Annotated in this window: 16 protein-coding genes and 1 pseudogene; 6 read left to right on the plus strand and 11 right to left on the minus strand. The window is 71.1% G+C overall.

The annotated features are described in order from the left end of the window. Positions 1-7 precede the first annotated feature (7 nt). From BSL84_RS24210 to BSL84_RS24235, 6 genes are all read right to left on the minus strand, one after another. Positions 8-913, minus strand: coding sequence for a hypothetical protein (locus tag BSL84_RS24210; protein ID WP_075971100.1), 906 nt, complete (start codon positions 911-913; stop codon positions 8-10). A 103-nt stretch (positions 914-1,016) separates the two neighbouring features. Continuing rightward, positions 1,017-2,108 (minus strand): LOG family protein, encoded by a 1,092-nt coding sequence (locus BSL84_RS24215; protein WP_107069581.1) that lies wholly within the window; start codon positions 2,106-2,108, stop codon positions 1,017-1,019. Between the two features lie 26 nt (positions 2,109-2,134). Next, positions 2,135-3,208, minus strand: coding sequence for a hypothetical protein (locus BSL84_RS24220; RefSeq protein ID WP_075971101.1), 1,074 nt, complete (start codon positions 3,206-3,208; stop codon positions 2,135-2,137). Beyond that, on the minus strand, positions 3,190-3,945 hold the full coding sequence (locus BSL84_RS24225; protein ID WP_030037259.1) for an ABC transporter ATP-binding protein: 756 nt from the start codon (positions 3,943-3,945) through the stop codon (positions 3,190-3,192). Before BSL84_RS24225 ends, BSL84_RS24220 begins: the two co-directional genes overlap by 19 nt. A gap of 193 nt (positions 3,946-4,138) precedes the next feature. Beyond that, positions 4,139-5,518, minus strand: coding sequence for an aspartate aminotransferase family protein (locus BSL84_RS24230; RefSeq protein ID WP_030037258.1), 1,380 nt, complete (start codon positions 5,516-5,518; stop codon positions 4,139-4,141). Continuing rightward, the gene (locus tag BSL84_RS24235) at positions 5,503-6,006 is read right to left on the minus strand and encodes an Lrp/AsnC family transcriptional regulator (protein WP_030037257.1); all 504 of its coding nucleotides are present in this window, start codon (positions 6,004-6,006) and stop codon (positions 5,503-5,505) included. The genes BSL84_RS24230 and BSL84_RS24235 overlap by 16 nt, the downstream gene beginning before the upstream one ends. Positions 6,007-6,175: 169 nt before the next feature. On the opposite strand from BSL84_RS24235, the gene BSL84_RS24240 reads away from it, so the two are divergent. Then, complete coding sequence (locus BSL84_RS24240; RefSeq protein ID WP_030037256.1) at positions 6,176-7,615, plus strand: gamma-aminobutyraldehyde dehydrogenase; 1,440 nt, start codon at positions 6,176-6,178, stop codon at positions 7,613-7,615. Between the two features lie 190 nt (positions 7,616-7,805). Further along, complete coding sequence (locus tag BSL84_RS24245; RefSeq protein ID WP_045321702.1) at positions 7,806-8,273, plus strand: hypothetical protein; 468 nt, start codon at positions 7,806-7,808, stop codon at positions 8,271-8,273. A gap of 80 nt (positions 8,274-8,353) precedes the next feature. On the opposite strand, the pseudogene BSL84_RS24250 reads toward BSL84_RS24245, so the two are convergent. Beyond that, positions 8,354-8,506: pseudogene (locus BSL84_RS24250) on the minus strand (IS982 family transposase); the annotation flags it as partial. 106 nt (positions 8,507-8,612) lie between these two features. On the opposite strand from BSL84_RS24250, the gene BSL84_RS36210 reads away from it, so the two are divergent. Continuing rightward, the gene (locus BSL84_RS36210; RefSeq protein WP_159393551.1) at positions 8,613-9,083 is read left to right on the plus strand and encodes a hypothetical protein; all 471 of its coding nucleotides are present in this window, start codon (positions 8,613-8,615) and stop codon (positions 9,081-9,083) included. Between the two features lie 103 nt (positions 9,084-9,186). Here BSL84_RS36210 and BSL84_RS24260 read toward each other — a convergent pair whose 3' ends face one another. Further along, positions 9,187-9,876, minus strand: coding sequence for a glycerophosphodiester phosphodiesterase (locus BSL84_RS24260; protein ID WP_075971104.1), 690 nt, complete (start codon positions 9,874-9,876; stop codon positions 9,187-9,189). 21 nt (positions 9,877-9,897) lie between these two features. Continuing rightward, entirely contained in the window at positions 9,898-10,923 is a 1,026-nt protein-coding gene (locus BSL84_RS24265; RefSeq protein ID WP_030037252.1) for an adenosine deaminase, read from the minus strand. Between the two features lie 112 nt (positions 10,924-11,035). Here BSL84_RS24265 and BSL84_RS35635 point away from each other — a divergent pair, with 112 nt between their 5' ends. Next, entirely contained in the window at positions 11,036-11,731 is a 696-nt protein-coding gene (locus BSL84_RS35635) for a hypothetical protein (protein WP_075971105.1), read from the plus strand. Here the strand turns inward: BSL84_RS35635 and BSL84_RS24275 are convergent. After that, entirely contained in the window at positions 11,716-13,314 is a 1,599-nt protein-coding gene (locus BSL84_RS24275) for a TROVE domain-containing protein (RefSeq protein WP_075971106.1), read from the minus strand. The genes BSL84_RS35635 and BSL84_RS24275 overlap by 16 nt on opposite strands. 457 nt (positions 13,315-13,771) lie before the next feature. Next, positions 13,772-14,359 (minus strand): NADAR family protein, encoded by a 588-nt coding sequence (locus tag BSL84_RS24280; protein WP_030030811.1) that lies wholly within the window; start codon positions 14,357-14,359, stop codon positions 13,772-13,774. A gap of 194 nt (positions 14,360-14,553) precedes the next feature. On the opposite strand from BSL84_RS24280, the gene BSL84_RS24285 reads away from it, so the two are divergent. Both BSL84_RS24285 and BSL84_RS24290 read left to right on the plus strand, forming a co-directional pair. Beyond that, a complete protein-coding gene (locus BSL84_RS24285) occupies positions 14,554-16,068 on the plus strand; it encodes a gamma-aminobutyraldehyde dehydrogenase (protein WP_075971107.1) in 1,515 nt (504 codons plus the stop codon). A gap of 48 nt (positions 16,069-16,116) precedes the next feature. Further along, a complete protein-coding gene (locus BSL84_RS24290; protein ID WP_030028563.1) occupies positions 16,117-17,367 on the plus strand; it encodes a polyamine ABC transporter substrate-binding protein in 1,251 nt (416 codons plus the stop codon). Positions 17,368-17,392: the final 25 nt, after the last annotated feature.

Consider the following 17,392-nt stretch of genomic DNA (forward strand, 5'->3'; position numbering starts at 1 on the left):
GCCGGGGTCAGCCGACCGGCTGCGGCACCGGGGCCGCCGTCTCCTCCTCGGCTCCCTCGTGCTTGCCGTACCAGGCGACCGCCACCGCGCCGGCCACCGCCATGACGAAGCCGGTGACCGCCAGCCAGGCGAGGCCGGGGCGGGACGCGTCTCCGAGCCAGAGCACCCCGATCGCGCCGGGCAGCACCGTCTCGCCGACGACGAGGGCCGCGGTGGCTCCGTTGACCGAGCCGATCTGCAGGGCGACGGTGTGCAGGTACATGCCGCCGATGCCGGCCAGCAGGATGGCGTAGAGGGCCGGGTCGGTGAGCAGGGTGCCCAGGTCCAACGGGTCGACGCCGTCCAGGATCCGCACGCCGACGCCGAGCGCGCCGAAGCCCAGGCCCGACAGCAGGCCCGCCAGGATCGCGGCGCCGCCGCCGAGGAGGCGGACGGCCACCGTGCCGCCGACCATCAGCAGCGTGGTGATCCCCAGCAGCCACCAGTGCGTGGACATCGGCGCGTGATGGCCGCCCTCGTGGCCCGCCGCCGTCGCCAGCAGCACCAGGGCGGTGCAGACGACCCCGATCGACGCCCACTCCTTGCGGCTCAGCCTGATGCCCAGCATCTTCACGCTCAGCACGGCCGTGATCACCAGGTTGGCGCTGATCACCGTCTGGGACAGGAAGAGCGGGAGGAGGCGGGCGGCCAGGGCGCCGAGGCCGAAGCCGACGAAGTCCAGGATCGTGCCGACGATGAACTCCCACGTCATCGCCGCCTTCGCGGTGGACGAGAGGTTGGGGCCGCCGTGGGCGGTCACCCCGGCCGCCGTCGGGGACATCCGGGCGGCGCGGCGCGATCCGACGGCTTGCAGCACGGATCCCGTGCCGTAGCAGATGGATGCCGCGACAGCGGTCAGCAGGCCTATGAGCACCGATGGCTCCGTTCACGTCTGGCAGGTATTGCGGTACCTCTGCCAGACGCCGGAATCGGCCCGGAAGTTGCCTGTGGAGCCCGACTTGTCGAGGAAGCCCGGCTCAGCGCATCGACGCGAGCACGCCGGGGACCTCGTCCACCGAGTCGACGAGCGCGATCCGCGACTCCATCGCCCGGCCCCGGGCCAGCGCCCGCAGCAGCGGCCAGACCGGGAGGTGCTCGGTCCAGTGGGCGCGGTCGACCAGGACCATCGGTGCCGGCTCGCCCCGGGAGCCGTAGTAGTTGGGGGTCGCGGCGTCGAACACCTCCTGCACGGTGCCTGCCGCCCCGGGCAGGAAGACCACGCCCGCGGTGGACCGGGCCAGGAGACCGTCCTCGCGGGTGGCGTTCGCGAAGTACTTCGCGATGTGCGCGGCGAAGGCGTTCGGCGGCTCGTGGCCGTAGAACCAGGTGGGGATGCCCACCGAGTCGCCGCCGCCGGGCCAGCGCTCCCGTACGGCGAAGGCCGCGTGCGCCCAGTCGGACACGGACGGCTCGAAGGAGGGGGCCTTGGCCAGCAGCTCCAGGGCCTCCTCCAGGGCCTCGTCCGGGGCCGGCGCCAGGTAGGCGCCGAGGTTGGCGGCCTCCATCGCACCGGGGCCGCCGCCCGTGGCCACGGTCAGCCCGGACCGGGTCAGCGCCCGCCCGAGCTCCACCGCACCGCGGTAGCCGGCACTGTCGCGGGCCATGGCGTGGCCGCCCATCACGCCCACCACGCGGGCCGCGGCGAGGTGTTCGTCGAGGGCGTCGGAGATGGCGTCGTCGTGCACCGAGCGCAGCATCGAGGAGAAGACGTCGCCGTCGCCCGCGGTCTCCTGGAACCAGGCGTACGCCCCGGCGTCCGGGGTGGCTTCGTAGCCGTCGGGCAGACCGGCGAACAGCTCCTCCGGGGTGTAGAGCAGGCCCCGGTACGGGTTGAAGGGCAGGTCCGGAACGGGCGGGAAGACCAGCGCGCCGTCCGCGCGGACCTTCGCCGAGGCATCGGGCTCCATCGCGCAGCCCAGGAAGACGGCCGCCGAGGTGTCGGCGGCCAGCAGCGCGAAGGTCCGCTCCAGCAGGTTGACCGACTGGATGCGGTAGCCGCTGAGCGAGCCGCGTGCCACGACCTGGTCGAATTCGGCGAGCGTCTCGATCTCGATGTCTGCGTTGACCATTCGGCCCACCCTAAGGGCTGTCTGCCTCAGCGGGTCAGCGCCAGCGACGTCAGCTGTGCCACACCCCAGCTGAGGGGTACGCACACGGCCACGAGCGCGGTGGCCCGCAGACCCGCCGCCGTGCGCAGGACCCGTGCGGGGGCTGCGAGATCGAGCATGGCCTCGCGTCCGGCGGCCCCCGTACGGCGGCCCTCCGCCGCGGATGTGAGAAGGGTCGCGGTGGCGCACAGCGCGACCAGCGCGGCGGCCGGCCAGGCCAGCGGCCCCAGCGGAACGTGCAGCCCGCCCCGGTCCCGCAGGGCGAGGGCGGTCAGGGCTCCGGCGGCCACTGAGCACAGCACGCCCAGCGGCGGCCCGATCCGGGGGGCCTGCTCCTGCAGGTACCGCCCGGCCAGCAGCCGGAGCGCGCCCGGGCGCACGGCCTGGACCAGGCTGCCGCAGGCGTAGGCCAGACCCGGTCCGGCCAGGGCGAGTCCGACGGCGGTCAGTACCCAGCCCGCGAGGACCCCGCCGCCGTCCCGGCCGGCGTAGGCCTCGACGGCGAGCCCGCAGGCGGTCAGCGCGATGCCCCAGGGCAGGGCGGTCTGCGGAGCCAGCGGCCGGCGCGGACGCAGCGCGAGCACGGTGGCGGCCGACGCGGTCACCGGTACGAGGCCCAGCAGGGTCAGGGCGGCCGCCAGGGGCAGCGGCTGCTCGGCGTGGAGCAGCCGGGCACCGGTGCCGTCGAACGGCAGCCCGGCGAGGTCCCCGCGCAGGTGGAGGAAGACGGCCAGGGCGAGGGCGCTGCCCAGGGTGCAGGCGACGGCCGTGGAGATCGCGGCGGCCAGGGACAGCCGTACGGGCCCCAGCCCGGCGGCGTCCAGCCCCTCGCGGGGCCGGGGCGCGGGGTCGGCGCGGGCCACGGCGACGGCGAAGTGGACCGTCGCGGCCAGCGGGACCAGCGCCCACAGCAGGCGAGGGAACGATCCGGCAGGCCGGTCCACGGCGGCGGCGAGTACGTACAGCAGCAGGAAGCCGGTCCCGGCGGAGGCGGCGGCGACGAGCAGCCTGCGCAGCTGCACGGCGGGCCGGGCGCCGCGGGCTAGGCGGAGAGCGAGCACGCGGCCTGGCCCTCCGGGGTGTCGGGGAGAGGGGAGGTGCCGGCGGTCACCGAGAGGCGGCCGTCGACCAGGGGCAGGCGGCGGTCCGCGGCGGCGGCGGTGGCCTCGTCGTCGGTGGCCAGCAGCACGGTGATGCCGTGGGAGCGGGCCGCGGTGGTCAGGGTCCGCAGCAGCAGGGCCCGGTCGGCCCGGTGCAGCGGGGCCGTGGGCTCGTCGGCGTAGAGCACGGACGGCACGGTGACCAGGGACCGGGCCAGGGCGACGCGCTGGCACTCCGCGCGGCTGAGCGCGGCGGGCCGCTTGCGGGCGAAGGCGCCGATGTCGAGGCGGTCGAGCCATTCGCAGGCGGCGTGCTTGGCGACGCGGTGGGAGGCCCCGGTGAGCAGCAGCGGCAGCGCGGCGTTCTCCCAGACCTTCAGTTCGGGCAGCAGCTGGGGCTCGGGGCCGAGCCAGCCGAAGCGGTCGCGGCGCAGCCGTTCGCGGGACAGGTCTCCCATGGTGTGCACGGGGACGCTGTTGAACCAGACCTCGCCCTCGGAGGGGAGCAGCTGCCCGGACAGGCACCGCAGCAGGGTCGTCTTGCCGCTGCCCCGGGCTCCCGTCAGGGCCACGATCTCGCCCTCGCGGACTCCGAGCGAGACATCGACGAGGGCGGGGGCACCGTCGTGCGCGTAGTGCAGGGACCGCGCCCACAGCACGTCGTTGTCCGGCGGGGCATTGTCCGGTGGGGCCACCATGGCGTACACCTCCGTCCGAGGGAACGAAACGGAGCCCTTCCGGTCACTGGCGCCGTAGTCAGATGTAAGGAGATGAACCGCTTGGATGCTGACAGCACACGGCCCGGACCCCCGCGTTCTCACTCGAACGAGGGATCCGGGCCGTGTGATCGGACCATCGCACCGTCGGTCTGTCAGACCGTCCGAGGCCTGGTCAGAGCTTCGTCCACGCCTCGGTGAGCACCGTGCGCAGGATGCCTTCGATCTCGTCGAAGGTCCCCTGGTCCGCGGTCAGCGGCGGCGCCAGCTGGATGACCGGGTCGCCGCGGTCGTCGGCCCGGCAGTACAGGCCGTTCTCGAAGAGCGCCTTGGACAGGAAGCCGTAGAGCACGCGCTCGGTCTCCTCGTCCGTGAAGGACTCCTTGGTGACCTTGTCCTTGACGAGCTCGATGCCGTAGAAGTAGCCGTTGCCGCGGACGTCGCCGACGATCGGCAGGTCGTGCAGCTTCTGCAGCGTCTTGAGGAAGGCGCCCTCGTTGTCCAGCACGTGCTGGTTGAGGCCTTCCTTGTCGAAGATGTCGAGGTTGGCGAGGGCCACGGCGGAGGACACCGGGTGTCCGCCGAAGGTGTAGCCGTGCAGGAAGGTGTTGTCGCCCTTGTAGAACGGCTCCGCGATGCGGTCCGAGACGATGCAGGCGCCGATCGGGGAGTAGCCCGAGGTCATGCCCTTGGCGCAGGTGATCATGTCCGGTACGTAGTCGAACTTGTCACAGGCGAACATCGTGCCGAGGCGGCCGAAGGCGCAGATCGTCTCGTCGGAGACGAGGAGCACGTCGTACGCGTCGCAGATCTCGCGGACCCGCTGGAAGTAGCCGGGCGGCGGCGGGAAGCAGCCGCCGGCGTTCTGCACCGGCTCCAGGAAGACGGCGGCGACGGTGTCGGCGCCCTCGAAGAGGATCTGCTGCTCGATCTGGTCGGCGCACCAGCGGCCGAAGGCCTCGGGGTCGTCGCCGTAGATCGGGGCGCGGTAGATGTTGGTGTTCGGGACCTTGTGCGCACCCGGCACCAGCGGCTCGAAGGGAGCCTTGAGGGCCGGCAGACCCGTGATCGACAGGGCGCCCTGCGGGGTGCCGTGGTAGGCGACCGCACGCGAGATGACCTTGTACTTGGTGGGCTTGCCCTGCAGCTTGAAGAACTGCTTGGCCAGCTTCCAGGCGGTCTCGACGGCCTCGCCGCCGCCGGTGGTGAAGAAGACCTTGTTCAGGTCGCCCGGGGCGTAGTGCGCCAGGCGCTCGGCGAGCTCGACGGCCTTGGGGTGGGCGTAGGACCACACGGGGAAGAAGGCCAGTTCCTGCGCCTGCTTGTAGGCGACCTCGGCCAGCTCCTTGCGGCCGTGACCGGCGTTGACCACGAACAGGCCGGCGAGACCGTCGAGGTAGCGCTTGCCCTTGTCGTCGAAGATGTACGTGCCCTCACCGCGGACGATGGTGGGGACGGGGGAGTTCTCGTAGGACGACATGCGGGTGAAGTGCATCCACAGGTGGTCGTACGCGGTCTTGGAGAGGTCCTGGGTCACGGTTATCGGGTTCCCCACATGTAGGTCTGCTTCTTCAGCTTCAGGTAAACGAAGCTTTCGGTAGATCGCACGCCGGGGAGCGTGCGGATCCTCTTGTTGATCGTTTCCAGCAGGTGGTCGTCGTCCTCGCAGACGATCTCCACCATCAGGTCGAACGAGCCGGCGGTCATCACCACGTACTCGCACTCGGCCATGGCGGTCAGCGCGTCGGCCACCGGGTCGAGGTCGCCCTCGACGTTGATGCCGACCATGGCCTGACGCCGCAGGCCCACGGTGAGCGGGTCGGTGACGGCGACGATCTGCATGACGCCCTGGTCGAGCAGCTTCTGCACGCGCTGGCGCACAGCCGCCTCCGACAGGCCGACGGCCTTGCCGATCGAGGCGTAAGGACGGCGGCCGTCCTCCTGCAGTTGCTCGATGATCGCCAGGGACACAGCATCGACCGAAGGGGACGGTTGTCTGTTCCTGGAATCTGCGCTTCGACTGGCCACGAGCCCACTGTGCACGAGGAGTCGTCTGTTCCGCAAGACGGAATCGATGAAATCCGTTGTTTGGCGACTCTGATCTCACCGATTTCGTAGGTGGTGGCCTTCGGGTCTGTCGAAAGCCTCCGCCCAGGGGCTAGGCTTGGTATTCGTCTCAATCGTTGGACATGTGATCAGGAGTGTGGCTGTAGTGACCACCGAACTGCGTCGTCTGCGCAACTACATCGGCGGGGAGTTCAAGGACGCCGCCGACGGGCGCACCACCGAGGTGGTCAACCCGGCCACCGGAGAGGTGTACGCGACCGCGCCGCTCTCGGGCCAGGCCGACGTCGACGCCGCCATGGCCGCCGCCGCGGCCGCGTTCCCGGGCTGGCGCGACACCACCCCCGCCGAGCGCCAGAAGGCGCTGCTGAAGATCGCCGACGCCTTCGAGGCGCGCGCGGACGAGCTCGTCGCCGCGGAGTCGGAGAACACCGGCAAGCCGCTGGGCCTCACGGCCAGCGAGGAGCTGCCGCCGATGGTGGACCAGATCCGCTTCTTCGCGGGCGCCGCCCGCCTGCTGGAGGGCCGCTCGGCCGGCGAGTACATGGACGGGATGACCTCGATCATCCGCCGCGAGCCGGTCGGCGTGTGCGCCCAGGTCGCGCCGTGGAACTACCCGATGATGATGGCCGTCTGGAAGTTCGCCCCGGCCATCGCGGCGGGCAACACGGTCGTGCTCAAGCCCTCCGACACCACCCCGGCCTCCACCGTGCTGATGGCGGAGATCATCGACTCGGTCCTGCCCAAGGGCGTCTTCAACGTCATCTGCGGTGACCGCGAGACCGGCCGGGCGATGGTCGAGCACTCGACCCCGGCCATGGCCTCGATCACCGGCTCGGTGCGTGCGGGCATGCAGGTCGCCGAAAGCGCCTCCAAGGACGTCAAGCGCGTCCACCTGGAGCTCGGCGGCAAGGCCCCGGTCGTCGTCTTCGAGGACGCCGACATCCCCAAGGCCGTCGAGGACATCGCGGTCGCCGGCTACTTCAACGCCGGCCAGGACTGCACCGCCGCCACCCGCGTGCTCGTGCACGAGTCGATCCACGACGAGTTCGTCGCCGCGCTGGCCAAGGCCGCCGCGGACACCAGGACCGGCGCGCCGGACGACGAGGACGTGCTGTACGGCCCGCTGAACAACCCGAACCAGCTCAAGCAGGTGGCGGGCTTCATCGAGCGGCTCCCCGCCCACGCCAAGGTCGAGGCGGGCGGCCACCAGGTCGGCGAGAAGGGCTACTTCTACGCCCCGACCGTGGTCTCCGGCCTCAAGCAGGACGACGAGATCATCCAGAACGAGGTCTTCGGCCCCGTCATCACCGTCCAGTCCTTCACGGACGAGTCCCAGGCCCTGGAGTACGCGAACGGCGTCGAGTTCGCCCTCGCCTCCTCCGTGTGGACCAAGGACCACGGCCGCGCGATGCGCATGTCCAAGAACCTCGACTTCGGCTGCGTGTGGATCAACACCCACATCCCGCTCGTCGCCGAGATGCCGCACGGCGGCTTCAAGAAGTCCGGCTACGGCAAGGACCTCTCCGCCTACGGCTTCGAGGACTACACACGCATCAAGCACGTGATGACCTCGCTCGACGGCTGACCGGCCGTACCGATCGCGGCAGGACCCTGAAGGGGCGGGCGGTGGACACATGTCCACCGCCCGCCCCTTTCGCGTTCGCCGCCGGGCCCGCGGGACGGGGCGGACGGGCTCAGGTCACGGTCTCGAAACAGAACTGAACATGTTCAAGCAAATGGCTGAACGTGTTCAGAAATGTGCGTAGGCTTTCCCCATGATCGAGAGAAGCGCCCTTGAGCGGCGGATCCGTGTCTGGCTGATCGTCTTCGTCGTCTGCCTGGTGCTCAGCGGCATCACGGCCTTCCCCCTGGTCAGCGAGCTCCGCTGGTCCAACGCCCTGATCGACAACGTCTGGCTGCGCCGGGTGGGCGACGGACTGGACCGGGCGGACGCCGAATACCCCTTCCTCCTCTACGGAACCGACTGGCTCGCCTTCGCCCACCTCGTGATCGCCGTCTTCTTCTACGGCGTGTACCGCGACCCCGTCCGAAACATCTGGGTCGTCGAGGCCGGCATGATCGCCTGCGCCGGCGTGATCCCGCTGGCCCTGATCTGCGGCCCGATCCGCGGCATCCCCTTCTGGTGGAGCGTCATCGACATGGCCTTCGGCGTCTTCGGAGTGATCCCCCTGCTGATCCTGCGCCGCATGATCAAGCGCCTGGAGACCGAGACCGCCGCCTAGCTAGGGTCTGTATCGAGTTGCCCCGCGGCGTCCGCGGGGCAACTCGATACAGGCCCTAGAGGCGAGTCGTTCCGAAGTGATCAGTGGTCGTAGGTGGTCAGGGACCGTGTGATCGGCTGTCCGGTCCTGTGGTTGTGCCAGATCGCTGCGGCCGGCGCGAGGGCGCGTGGGGCGACGCGGACAGCGACACCCTCGAAGGTCCGGCCGCCGCGCCCCAGGCCGAGCCGGCCTTTGCGTTCGAAGGCGGCGACGACCTTGCCCTCCGCGTGTCCCTGTCCGGCCCGAAATCGCCCGAACCCCGGCCTCATGTCCATGCCATCGATGTCATAGTCTGACGTTGTGTGGACAACGCTTGCGCCGCTCATCGGCGTCCTGCTCGGCGGGCTCATGTCGATACTGACCCAGCGCTCGGCAGGACACGCCTTGGAACGCGGCGAGGCGCGCCGCAGTGCTCGTGAACTTGCCGAGGCGCGCCGTAACGAGCGTCTCACTCACCTCGTCGAATTTCTGTCTGCGGTGCAGGAAGCAGAACGAGTCGCGGTGGATCGGCATCACCACAACCTGGCTGACGAGCAGTGGCAGGCCCGGGCACGGCAGGTCCTTGACAGGGTGTGGGTGACGCAGAAGACGATCCACATACTGTGCGCGCCCGAGGTCGGCGAAGCGGCACGCAGCCTCGCCTGGGCAGTACAGGAGGTGATCAGAAAGGGCCCCGAAGACCCGGAAGATCCACAGGACGAGAAGGTCTGGGCGCACATACGTCCGAGTCGACAGGCATTCCTTGATCTCGTGCGCGACCAGCTGAGTTGAACCCCGGGCGGGATTCAGCAGCTGTCGTGCACCTCGGAATGACTCGTCCAGTGCTGCGGTCGCCACGACGATGCCGAGGGCCGGTGTCGGCGCGGCGCGGACGTCACCGACCGAACTCGGCCCGCACCGCCGTCAGCACGTCCACCCGGTTCGTGGTGATCGCGTCGACGCCCGCCGCGATGAGCCCCTTCATCGTCCGCCTGGTGTCGGCGGTCCAGGCCGACACCAGCAGGCCGTCCCGGTGCAGGGCGTCCGCCAGCTCCCGGCTCACTAGCCCGAAGCGGTAGTTGAGCCAGCGCGGCGCCACCGCGTCGATCAGGACCCGCCGGGGCGGCGAGAGCGTGGTCCAGGTCAGCGCGATCTCCGCGCCGGGATCGGCCGCGCGGAGCGCCAGCATCGATCCCGGTCCGGCGCAGTAGAACGTACGCTCGCGCGCACCGCACTCCCGGACCAGGTCCACGACGCTGCGCACCGCCTCGGGCGTGGCGCCCGGGAGGTCGAGCATCAGCCGGCCCGCCCCGGCGTCCGTCAGCGCGTCGCGCAGCGTCGGGATGTCGTCCCCGGTCAGCTCCTTGAGCTGGGCGGCCGAGATCTCGTCGAGCCGCACGTCGTGGTTCCACAGACGCTGGAGCGACTCGTCGTGGAGGAGGACCGGCACCCCGTCACGGGTCAGCCGTACGTCGACCTCGACCGCGTCCGCCCCGCGGGCGAAGGCGGAGCGGATGGAGGGCAGGGTGTTCTCACGGACGCGGTAGGGATCGCCGCGGTGGCCGATCGCAGTCAGGGTGCGCATGGCCCCATTCTCGGGGGGACGTCAGCGCGCGAGCCATTGCTCCGTGTACGTGTCGATCTCCGCGTTGAGCTTCTCCTTGCCGGCCGGGTCCAGGAAGGAGGCCTCGACGGCGTTCTTCGCGAGCTGCGCGAGCCCGCGCTCGTCGAGGTCGAGGAGGCGCGCGGCCACCGCGTACTCGTTGTTGAGGTCGGAGCCGAACATCGGCGGGTCGTCGCTGTTGATCGTGACGAGCACGCCCGCCGCGACCATCTCCCTGACCGGGTGCAGGTCGAGGTCGGTCACCGCGCGGGTGGCGATGTTCGAGGTCGGGCAGACCTCCAGCGCGATGCGGTGCTCGGCCAGGTACGCGAGCAGCTCCGGGTCCTGGACGGAGCTGGTGCCGTGGCCGATGCGTTCGGCGCCCAGGTCGCGGATGGCGTCCCAGACGGTCTCCGGGCCGGTGGTCTCGCCGGCGTGCGGCACGCTGTGCAGGCCGGCGGCCCGGGCCTGGTCGAAGTACGGCTTGAACTGCGGGCGCGGGACGCCGATCTCGGGTCCGCCGAGGCCGAAGGAGACCAGGCCCTCGGGGCGCAGGTCGACGGCGAGCCGCGCGGTCTCGGCGGCGGCTTCGAGGCCGGCCTCGCCGGGGATGTCGAAGCACCAGCGCAGGATGACGCCCAGCTCCTGCTCGGCGGCCTTGCGGGCGTCCTCGATGGCCTCCATGAAGGCCTTCTCTTCGATGCCGCGGCGGGTGGAGGAGTACGGGGTGATGGTCAGCTCGGCGTAGCGGATGTTCTGCCGGGCCATGTCGCGGGCGACCTCGAAGGTCAGCAGCCGCACGTCCTCGGGGGTGCGGACGAGGTCGACGACCGACAGGTAGACCTCGATGAAGTGGGCGAAGTCCGTGAAGGTGAAGTAGTCGGCGAGGGCGTCGGGGTCGGTGGGCACCTTCGAGTCCGGGTGCCGGGCGGCGAGCTCGGCCACGATGCGCGGTGAGGCCGAGCCGACGTGGTGGACGTGCAGCTCGGCCTTGGGCAGCCCCGCGATGAAGGGGTGCAGGTCGGTCATGGGGGGTGCCTCCGGATGGGCGGGGGTGCGGGCAGGTCGCCCTCATCGTAGGCACGGCCGTGACTGTGGGTGGCAGCGCTTAGCATGGCCGTACGAGAGAGGGGGGCTCCGTATGAACGACAGCAGTCCCGAGCCGCGGGACCCGTGGGCGCCGCCGGAGCGGCCCGTGGTGGACCTGGGCAAGACGCAGGGCGCGCACGGGACACCGGGCACGCATGCGGCGCACGGCCCGCCGGCGGGGTCGGGCCCGCCGTCCGTGCACGACCAGCCGACGCTCGCCGGCCTACCGGTCGACGGGACGGCCCCCGCCGTGCCCGGCCCCGGCACGGCGGCCTACGGCTACCCGGCGGCCCAGCCCGGCTACGGCTACCCCGGCGACGCCGGCTACCCCGCCCCCGGCCATCCCGGGTACCCGGGCCATCCCGCGCAGCACGGGTACCCCGCCCAGCCCGGGTACCCGTTCCCCGGCGCGTACCCGCCGTACGGGCGCCGGCCCAGCAACGGCTTCGGCATCACCTCGCTCGTCCTCGGCATCCTCGCGGTCGTGGGCTGCGTCACCAGCTTCATAGCCGTGGCACTCGGCATCGGGGCCGTCGTCTTCGGCGCCCTCGGCAAGGGCAAGGCCAACCGCGGCGAGGCCGACAACGGCGGGGTGGCCCTGGCGGGCATCATCCTGGGCGGGATCGGCATCGCGCTGGGCCTCCTGATGCTGCTCGCCATCTTCGCGCCGTTCCTCGACCGCGGCCGGGACGACGGCCCGCGCTACGAGAGCCCGTATTCGGACTCACGGCTTCACGAACGGGTCTGAAGCCACGGCCAGTCGGCGTTCCGGCCGCCCTCGATGAGCGAGACCATCCGGAAGGCCGCGTCGGTGAGCCCGCCGAAGGTGTGCCGGTTCCCGCTGCCCGAGGGCGCGTGCCCCACCCGGTAGCCGGCCAGGTTCCAGGTGTAGACGGGCACCTCGGACGGCACGTGCTGCGTCGGGTCCCCGCCGTAGCCGTAGGAAGCCGCCTGCTCGTCCGTCACGATCAGCACCCGGTCGTGGTTCCGGTAGTGCCTCTTGACCGCCTCGGCCGTGTTGGTGCCGCCGAGGTCGCCGAACCGTTCGAGCACCTTCAGCACGGACTCCCCCCGCTTGTGGGGGACTTCCGCGCTGGACGTGCCGAACTGCACGAGGTCCGCGCGCTCGGCCCGCAGCGCCACCGCCGCTCCGAACACGGCGGCGGCGTCGGCCCGGTTGAGCCGGGAGCGGTCCGACAGCGGGGACCACATCGACCCCGAGCGGTCGACGAGGACCAGCGTGCGGCCGGGCAGCGCTGGTACGTTGGCCAGCGAGTGCCCCAGGGCCTGCTCCAGCGGGTACGCCCAGCGCAGCGAGGGCGCGTGCTGGTAGGCGGCCAGGTAGCGGAAGGGGAACTGCCGGGACCGGGCCACGGCCTCCGGGTCGGAGATCTTCGCGGCGACCTGCGCGGCCACCGCGTCCGATACCCCGGCCTCGTCGAAGTTGCGCAGGTTGCGCAGCAGCGCCATCGCCCCCATGGACGGGATGACCGCCTCCCAGGCGGCCGCGTCCAGCGGCCCCTGCTGCCAGCCGGCCAGCGCTTCCCACGTCATGCCCGCCGCCGCCAGCCGTTCGGCGCCGTCGGCGGCGAGGACCACCCCGCGCCGCTCGGAGACCGGCAGCTCCATCAGCGCCCGGTGGGCGGCGAGGGTGCGGGCGCCCGCCGGGACCTGCGCGGTCTGCGGGTTGTGCCGGCGGTCCAGGGCGTAGCGGAACAGCTCGCCCTGCCAGGGCTTGTCCGGGTCGGGGGAGGCGTGCACGAGGTTGAGGACGTCACCGAAGCGGTAGGCCTTGGAGTCGGTGTCGTACTTGAGCAGCGAGGTGCCGGAGTACAGCCGGCGCACGGCGTCGGCGATCCCGCGCTTGACGGGCTTGGGCACGTTCCGCCCGTACGTGGCCGTCCAGTAGGCCAGCAGCTCGCCGGGCTCGTCCGCACGCCGCAGTACGGAGTCCACGACGCGGCGGTTCGACGGCCCGTCGGTGGCGCCCGCGTCCAGCCTGGCCTTCACGTACTCGGCGGCGCCGACGAGAGAGGCGGTGCGCATGTTCGCGTCACCGCGCAGCCAGCCCAACAGGCCCGCCGTCCAGGCGGGATCCTCGACGGCGAGGGTGCCCACGAGCGCGGCGAACCGGTCGTCGCGCGCCTCGCCGCTCTCGTACGCGGTGCGCTGGGTGACGAAGTTGGCGACGGCGAGCAGGAAGAGCTCGGAGCGCGGATCGCGCAGGTGGCCGGGGCCGCCCTCGGCGGTGCGGGCGCGCCCGGCGGAGCGGACGGGCGAACTGGGCGAGGCGGGCGCCGACTTGAGCGCGCGCAGGTTGAACCGAGCCATGAGAATCCCCCCGAATTCGATGGAAGCGGGGGAGGCGTTGCGCGGGGGATGCCCGAGATCGGAAGTCGGCGGCGGACTTGAATCAGCTGCTCTAAGCTTCTGAGCTAGCGGCCTGAGCCGGGCGGGACTTGAACCCGCGACCTGCTGATGGACAGAAGTAACCGCCACCTGCGCACCGGGCATCCCCCACGCGGCCTCCCGAGATCAAGGTGGCGGCGGCCTGGGTTTCTTTACGGAAGAAGGAGCCGCAGCCTGCGCACCGGGAGGTGCGTGACGTAGGTGTCCAGAGAACAAGGCCGGCGAAACCACATGGTGCTCTGCCAACTGAGCTACACCGGCCCGAAGCCGGTGACGGGACTCGAACCCGCGACCGCCCGATTATGAGTCGAAGTAGGTCTCGCCTTCGCACCTGGACGAGGAACACGTTAGGCGGGGGCCTTCCGGCTCCGCCAGCCAATTACGCCGCGCCCGGATCCCCGCCGCCCGAGCCGTCCGCAGCGCCTTCGCGCAGCCGCGTCCGGGCCTCCATCAGCGCGAAGCCCAGCAGGTTCAGCCCGCGCCAGCGCGCCGGATCCAGGGCGCGCTCGTCGTCGGCGGCCAGTCCGATGCCCCAGATCCGGTCCATCGGGCTCGCCTCCACCAGCACCCGGTCCCCGGTGCCCAGCAGGTAGGCGCGCAGCGCCGGGTCGGAGCCGAACTTGTGCACGCTGCCCTCCACGACGAGGGCGAACCGCTCCCGCTCCCACGTCGCGTTGTCGAAGCCGCGCACCAGCCGTCCGACCTTCTTCGCCTCGGCCGGGCTGCTCGCCGCAACCGCGGCGCGCTCGGCCTCGGAGTCCCCGAACAGCCGGGCCTTGCCGGCCATCATCCAGTGCTCGGCCGTCGCATAGCGGACGTCACCGACGGTGAACGAGGACGGCCACCACTGGCTCAGGCAGCTCGGACCGAGCTTGCCGTCGGGCCGCGGCCGGTGCCCCCAGAACGGCAGGTACTTCAGTCGCTCACCACGGCTGACCTGCTTGATCAGGTCGTCGATCATCTCCATGCACGCGAGTGTGGCACCCGCCACTGACACTTCGTACGGGTTTTCCGGCGCGCCTCGACACATGGTCGACCGATTCCGTCGCGTAATCAAAAGGAAACAACGGAATCACTTGGCCGAGGGCACCACCTCTGCCAGGATCGGCACTCAATTCGAGCTGTAGCTCCCACTGTAGCTACGGAGAGCGTGAGAGCGTGATGGGCAACCGCTTCCAGGTCAGAGACCGCTTCGCAGGCGGCGCGCAGTACATCGACGGAAAGCTCCGGGCCGGGACCTCCGGCCGGTCACACACCGTGGTCGACCCGGCCACCGGCGAGGAGGTCCTGACCTACGAGCTGGCCGGCACCGAGGACGTCGACGAGGCCGTCGCCGCCGCCCGGCGGGCCTTCCCGGCCTGGTCCGGCGCCACCCCCGGCGAGCGCTCCGACGCCCTGCACCGGCTGGCCGCCGTACTGGCCGAGCAGGCAGGGGACTTCGCATACGCCGAGTCCCTCCAGTGCGGCAAGCCGCTCAAGCTGTCCACGGAGTTCGACGTACCGGGGACCATCGACAACACCGCCTTCTTCGCGGGCGCCGCCCGCCACCTCCAGGGGCAGGCCGCCGCTGAGTACTCGGGCGACCACACCTCCTACGTACGCCGCGAGGCCATCGGGGTCGTCGGCTCCATCGCCCCCTGGAACTACCCGCTCCAGATGGCCGCCTGGAAGATCCTCCCGGCGATCGCGGCCGGCAACACCATCGTGCTCAAGCCCGCCGAGCTCACCCCGCTGACCTCCCTGATGTTCGCCCAGGCGGCCAAGGACGCCGGCCTGCCCGACGGCGTGATCAACATCGTCACCGGCGCCGGCCGCGACGCCGGAGAGCACCTGGTGGGCCACCCCGACGTGGTGATGACCTCCTTCACCGGCTCCACCGCCGTCGGCAAGCGGGTCGCGGAGATCGCCACCGCCACCGTCAAGCGCCTGCACCTGGAGCTCGGCGGCAAGGCCCCCTTCGTCGTCTTCGACGACGCCGACCTGGAGGCCGCCGCGCACGGCGCCGTCGCCGCCTGCCTGATCAACACCGGCCAGGACTGCACCGCCGCGACCCGGGCCTACGTACAGCGCCCCCTGCACGACGCCTTCACCACCCGGGTCGCCGAGCTGATGGAGACCGTCCGCCTGGGCGACCCCTTCGCGCCCGGCACCGACCTCGGCCCGCTGGTCTCACACGCCCAGCGCGACCGCGTCGCCGGCTTCGTCGAGCGCGCCCGCGGCTACGCCACCGTCGTCACCGGCGGCGAGGCCCCGGGCGGCGAGCTCGCCGCCGGCGCGTACTACCGGCCCACCCTGATCACCGGCGCCGCCCAGGACAGCGAGGTGGTCCAGTCGGAGATCTTCGGCCCCGTCCTCGTGGTGCTGCCCTTCGACAGCGACGACGAGGGCATCGCACTGGCCAACGACACCCCGTACGGACTCGCGGCCTCCGCCTGGAGCCGCGACCTCTACCGGGCGAACCGCGCCACCCGCGAGATCAAGGCGGGCTGCGTGTGGGTCAACGACCACATCCCGATCATCAGCGAGATGCCCCACGGCGGCTACAAGGCGAGCGGCTTCGGAAAGGACATGTCCGCCTACTCCTTCGAGGAGTACACGCAGGTCAAGCACGTGATGTTCGACAATACGGCGGTCGCCGCGAAGGACTGGCACCGCACGATCTTCGGGGACCGATAAACCGATCACCGCCCGACCGGCGGTCCACCTCCCGAAAGGCCACAGCGCATGGAGCAGTACGAGCCCGACCGCCTCTCGGCGGCGCAACTCGCCGCGATGCGGCGCAGCATCGGCAGCGGCCGCGGCGCCCTCACCCGCCGCTCGCTGCTTCGCGCCTCCGGAGTCGGAGCGCTCACCCTCGGCGGCGTGTCCACCCTCGCGGGGTGCGGCATCCCGCCCGCCAAGCGGGAGGGCGACGCGGCCGCCGCCTCCGACGACCACTCGGACCGGGAGAAGGAGATCAACTTCTCCAACTGGACCGAGTACATGGACACCAGCGAGGACGAGAAGTCACGTCCCACCCTGGAGGAGTTCACCAAGCGGACCGGGATAGAGGTCAAGTACACCGAGGACATCAACGACAACGTCGAGTTCTTCGGCAAGATCAAACCGCAGCTCGCGGCCGGCCAGGACACCGGCCGCGACCTGATCGTCGTCACCGACTGGCTCGCCGCGCGCATCATCCGCCTCGGCTGGGCGCAGAAGCTCGACCCCTCCCACCTGCCGCACGCCTACGCCAACCTCTCCCCGCAGTTCCGCAGCCCCGACTGGGACCCGGGCCGCGCCTACAGCTACCCCTGGACCGGCATCTCCACCGTCATCGCCTACAACGAGAAGGCGACCGGCGGGAAGAAGGTGGACTCCGTCACGCAGATGCTCGACGACCCCTCCCTCAAGGGCCGCGTCGGCTTCCTGACGGAGATGCGCGACAGCGTCGGCATGACCATGCTCGACCAGGGCAAGAACCCCGCCTCCTTCACGGACGCGGACTTCGACGAGGCGGTCGGCCGGCTCCAGAAGGGCGTGGACAAGAACCAGATCCGGCGCTTCACGGGCAACGACTACACCTCCGACCTGGACAAGGGCGACCTCGCCGCCTGTCTGGCCTGGGCGGGCGACGTCATCCAGCTCCAGGCCGGCAACCCCGACATCAAGTTCGCCATCCCCGCCGCCGGCTACATCACCTCCAGCGACAACCTGCTGGTCCCCGTCAAGGCCCGGCACAAGGCCAACGCGGAACGCCTCATCGACTACTACTACGAGCTCCCGGTCGCCGCGCAGCTCGCCGCGTACATCAGCTACGTCTGCCCCGTCGAGGGCGTGGGCGACGAGCTGGCGAAGATCGACCCCGAGCTCGCCGAGAACACCCTGATCGTCCCGGACAAGGCGATGACCGCCAAGTCCCACGCCTTCCGCTCCCTCACCAGCGAGGAAGAGACGGCGTACGAGGAGAAGTTCGCCAAGCTCATCGGCGCGTGACCGCCGGCGGCGCCGCACCGCGCCG

Source organism: Streptomyces sp. TN58 (genome assembly GCF_001941845.1).
Lineage (GTDB): Bacteria > Actinomycetota > Actinomycetes > Streptomycetales > Streptomycetaceae > Streptomyces.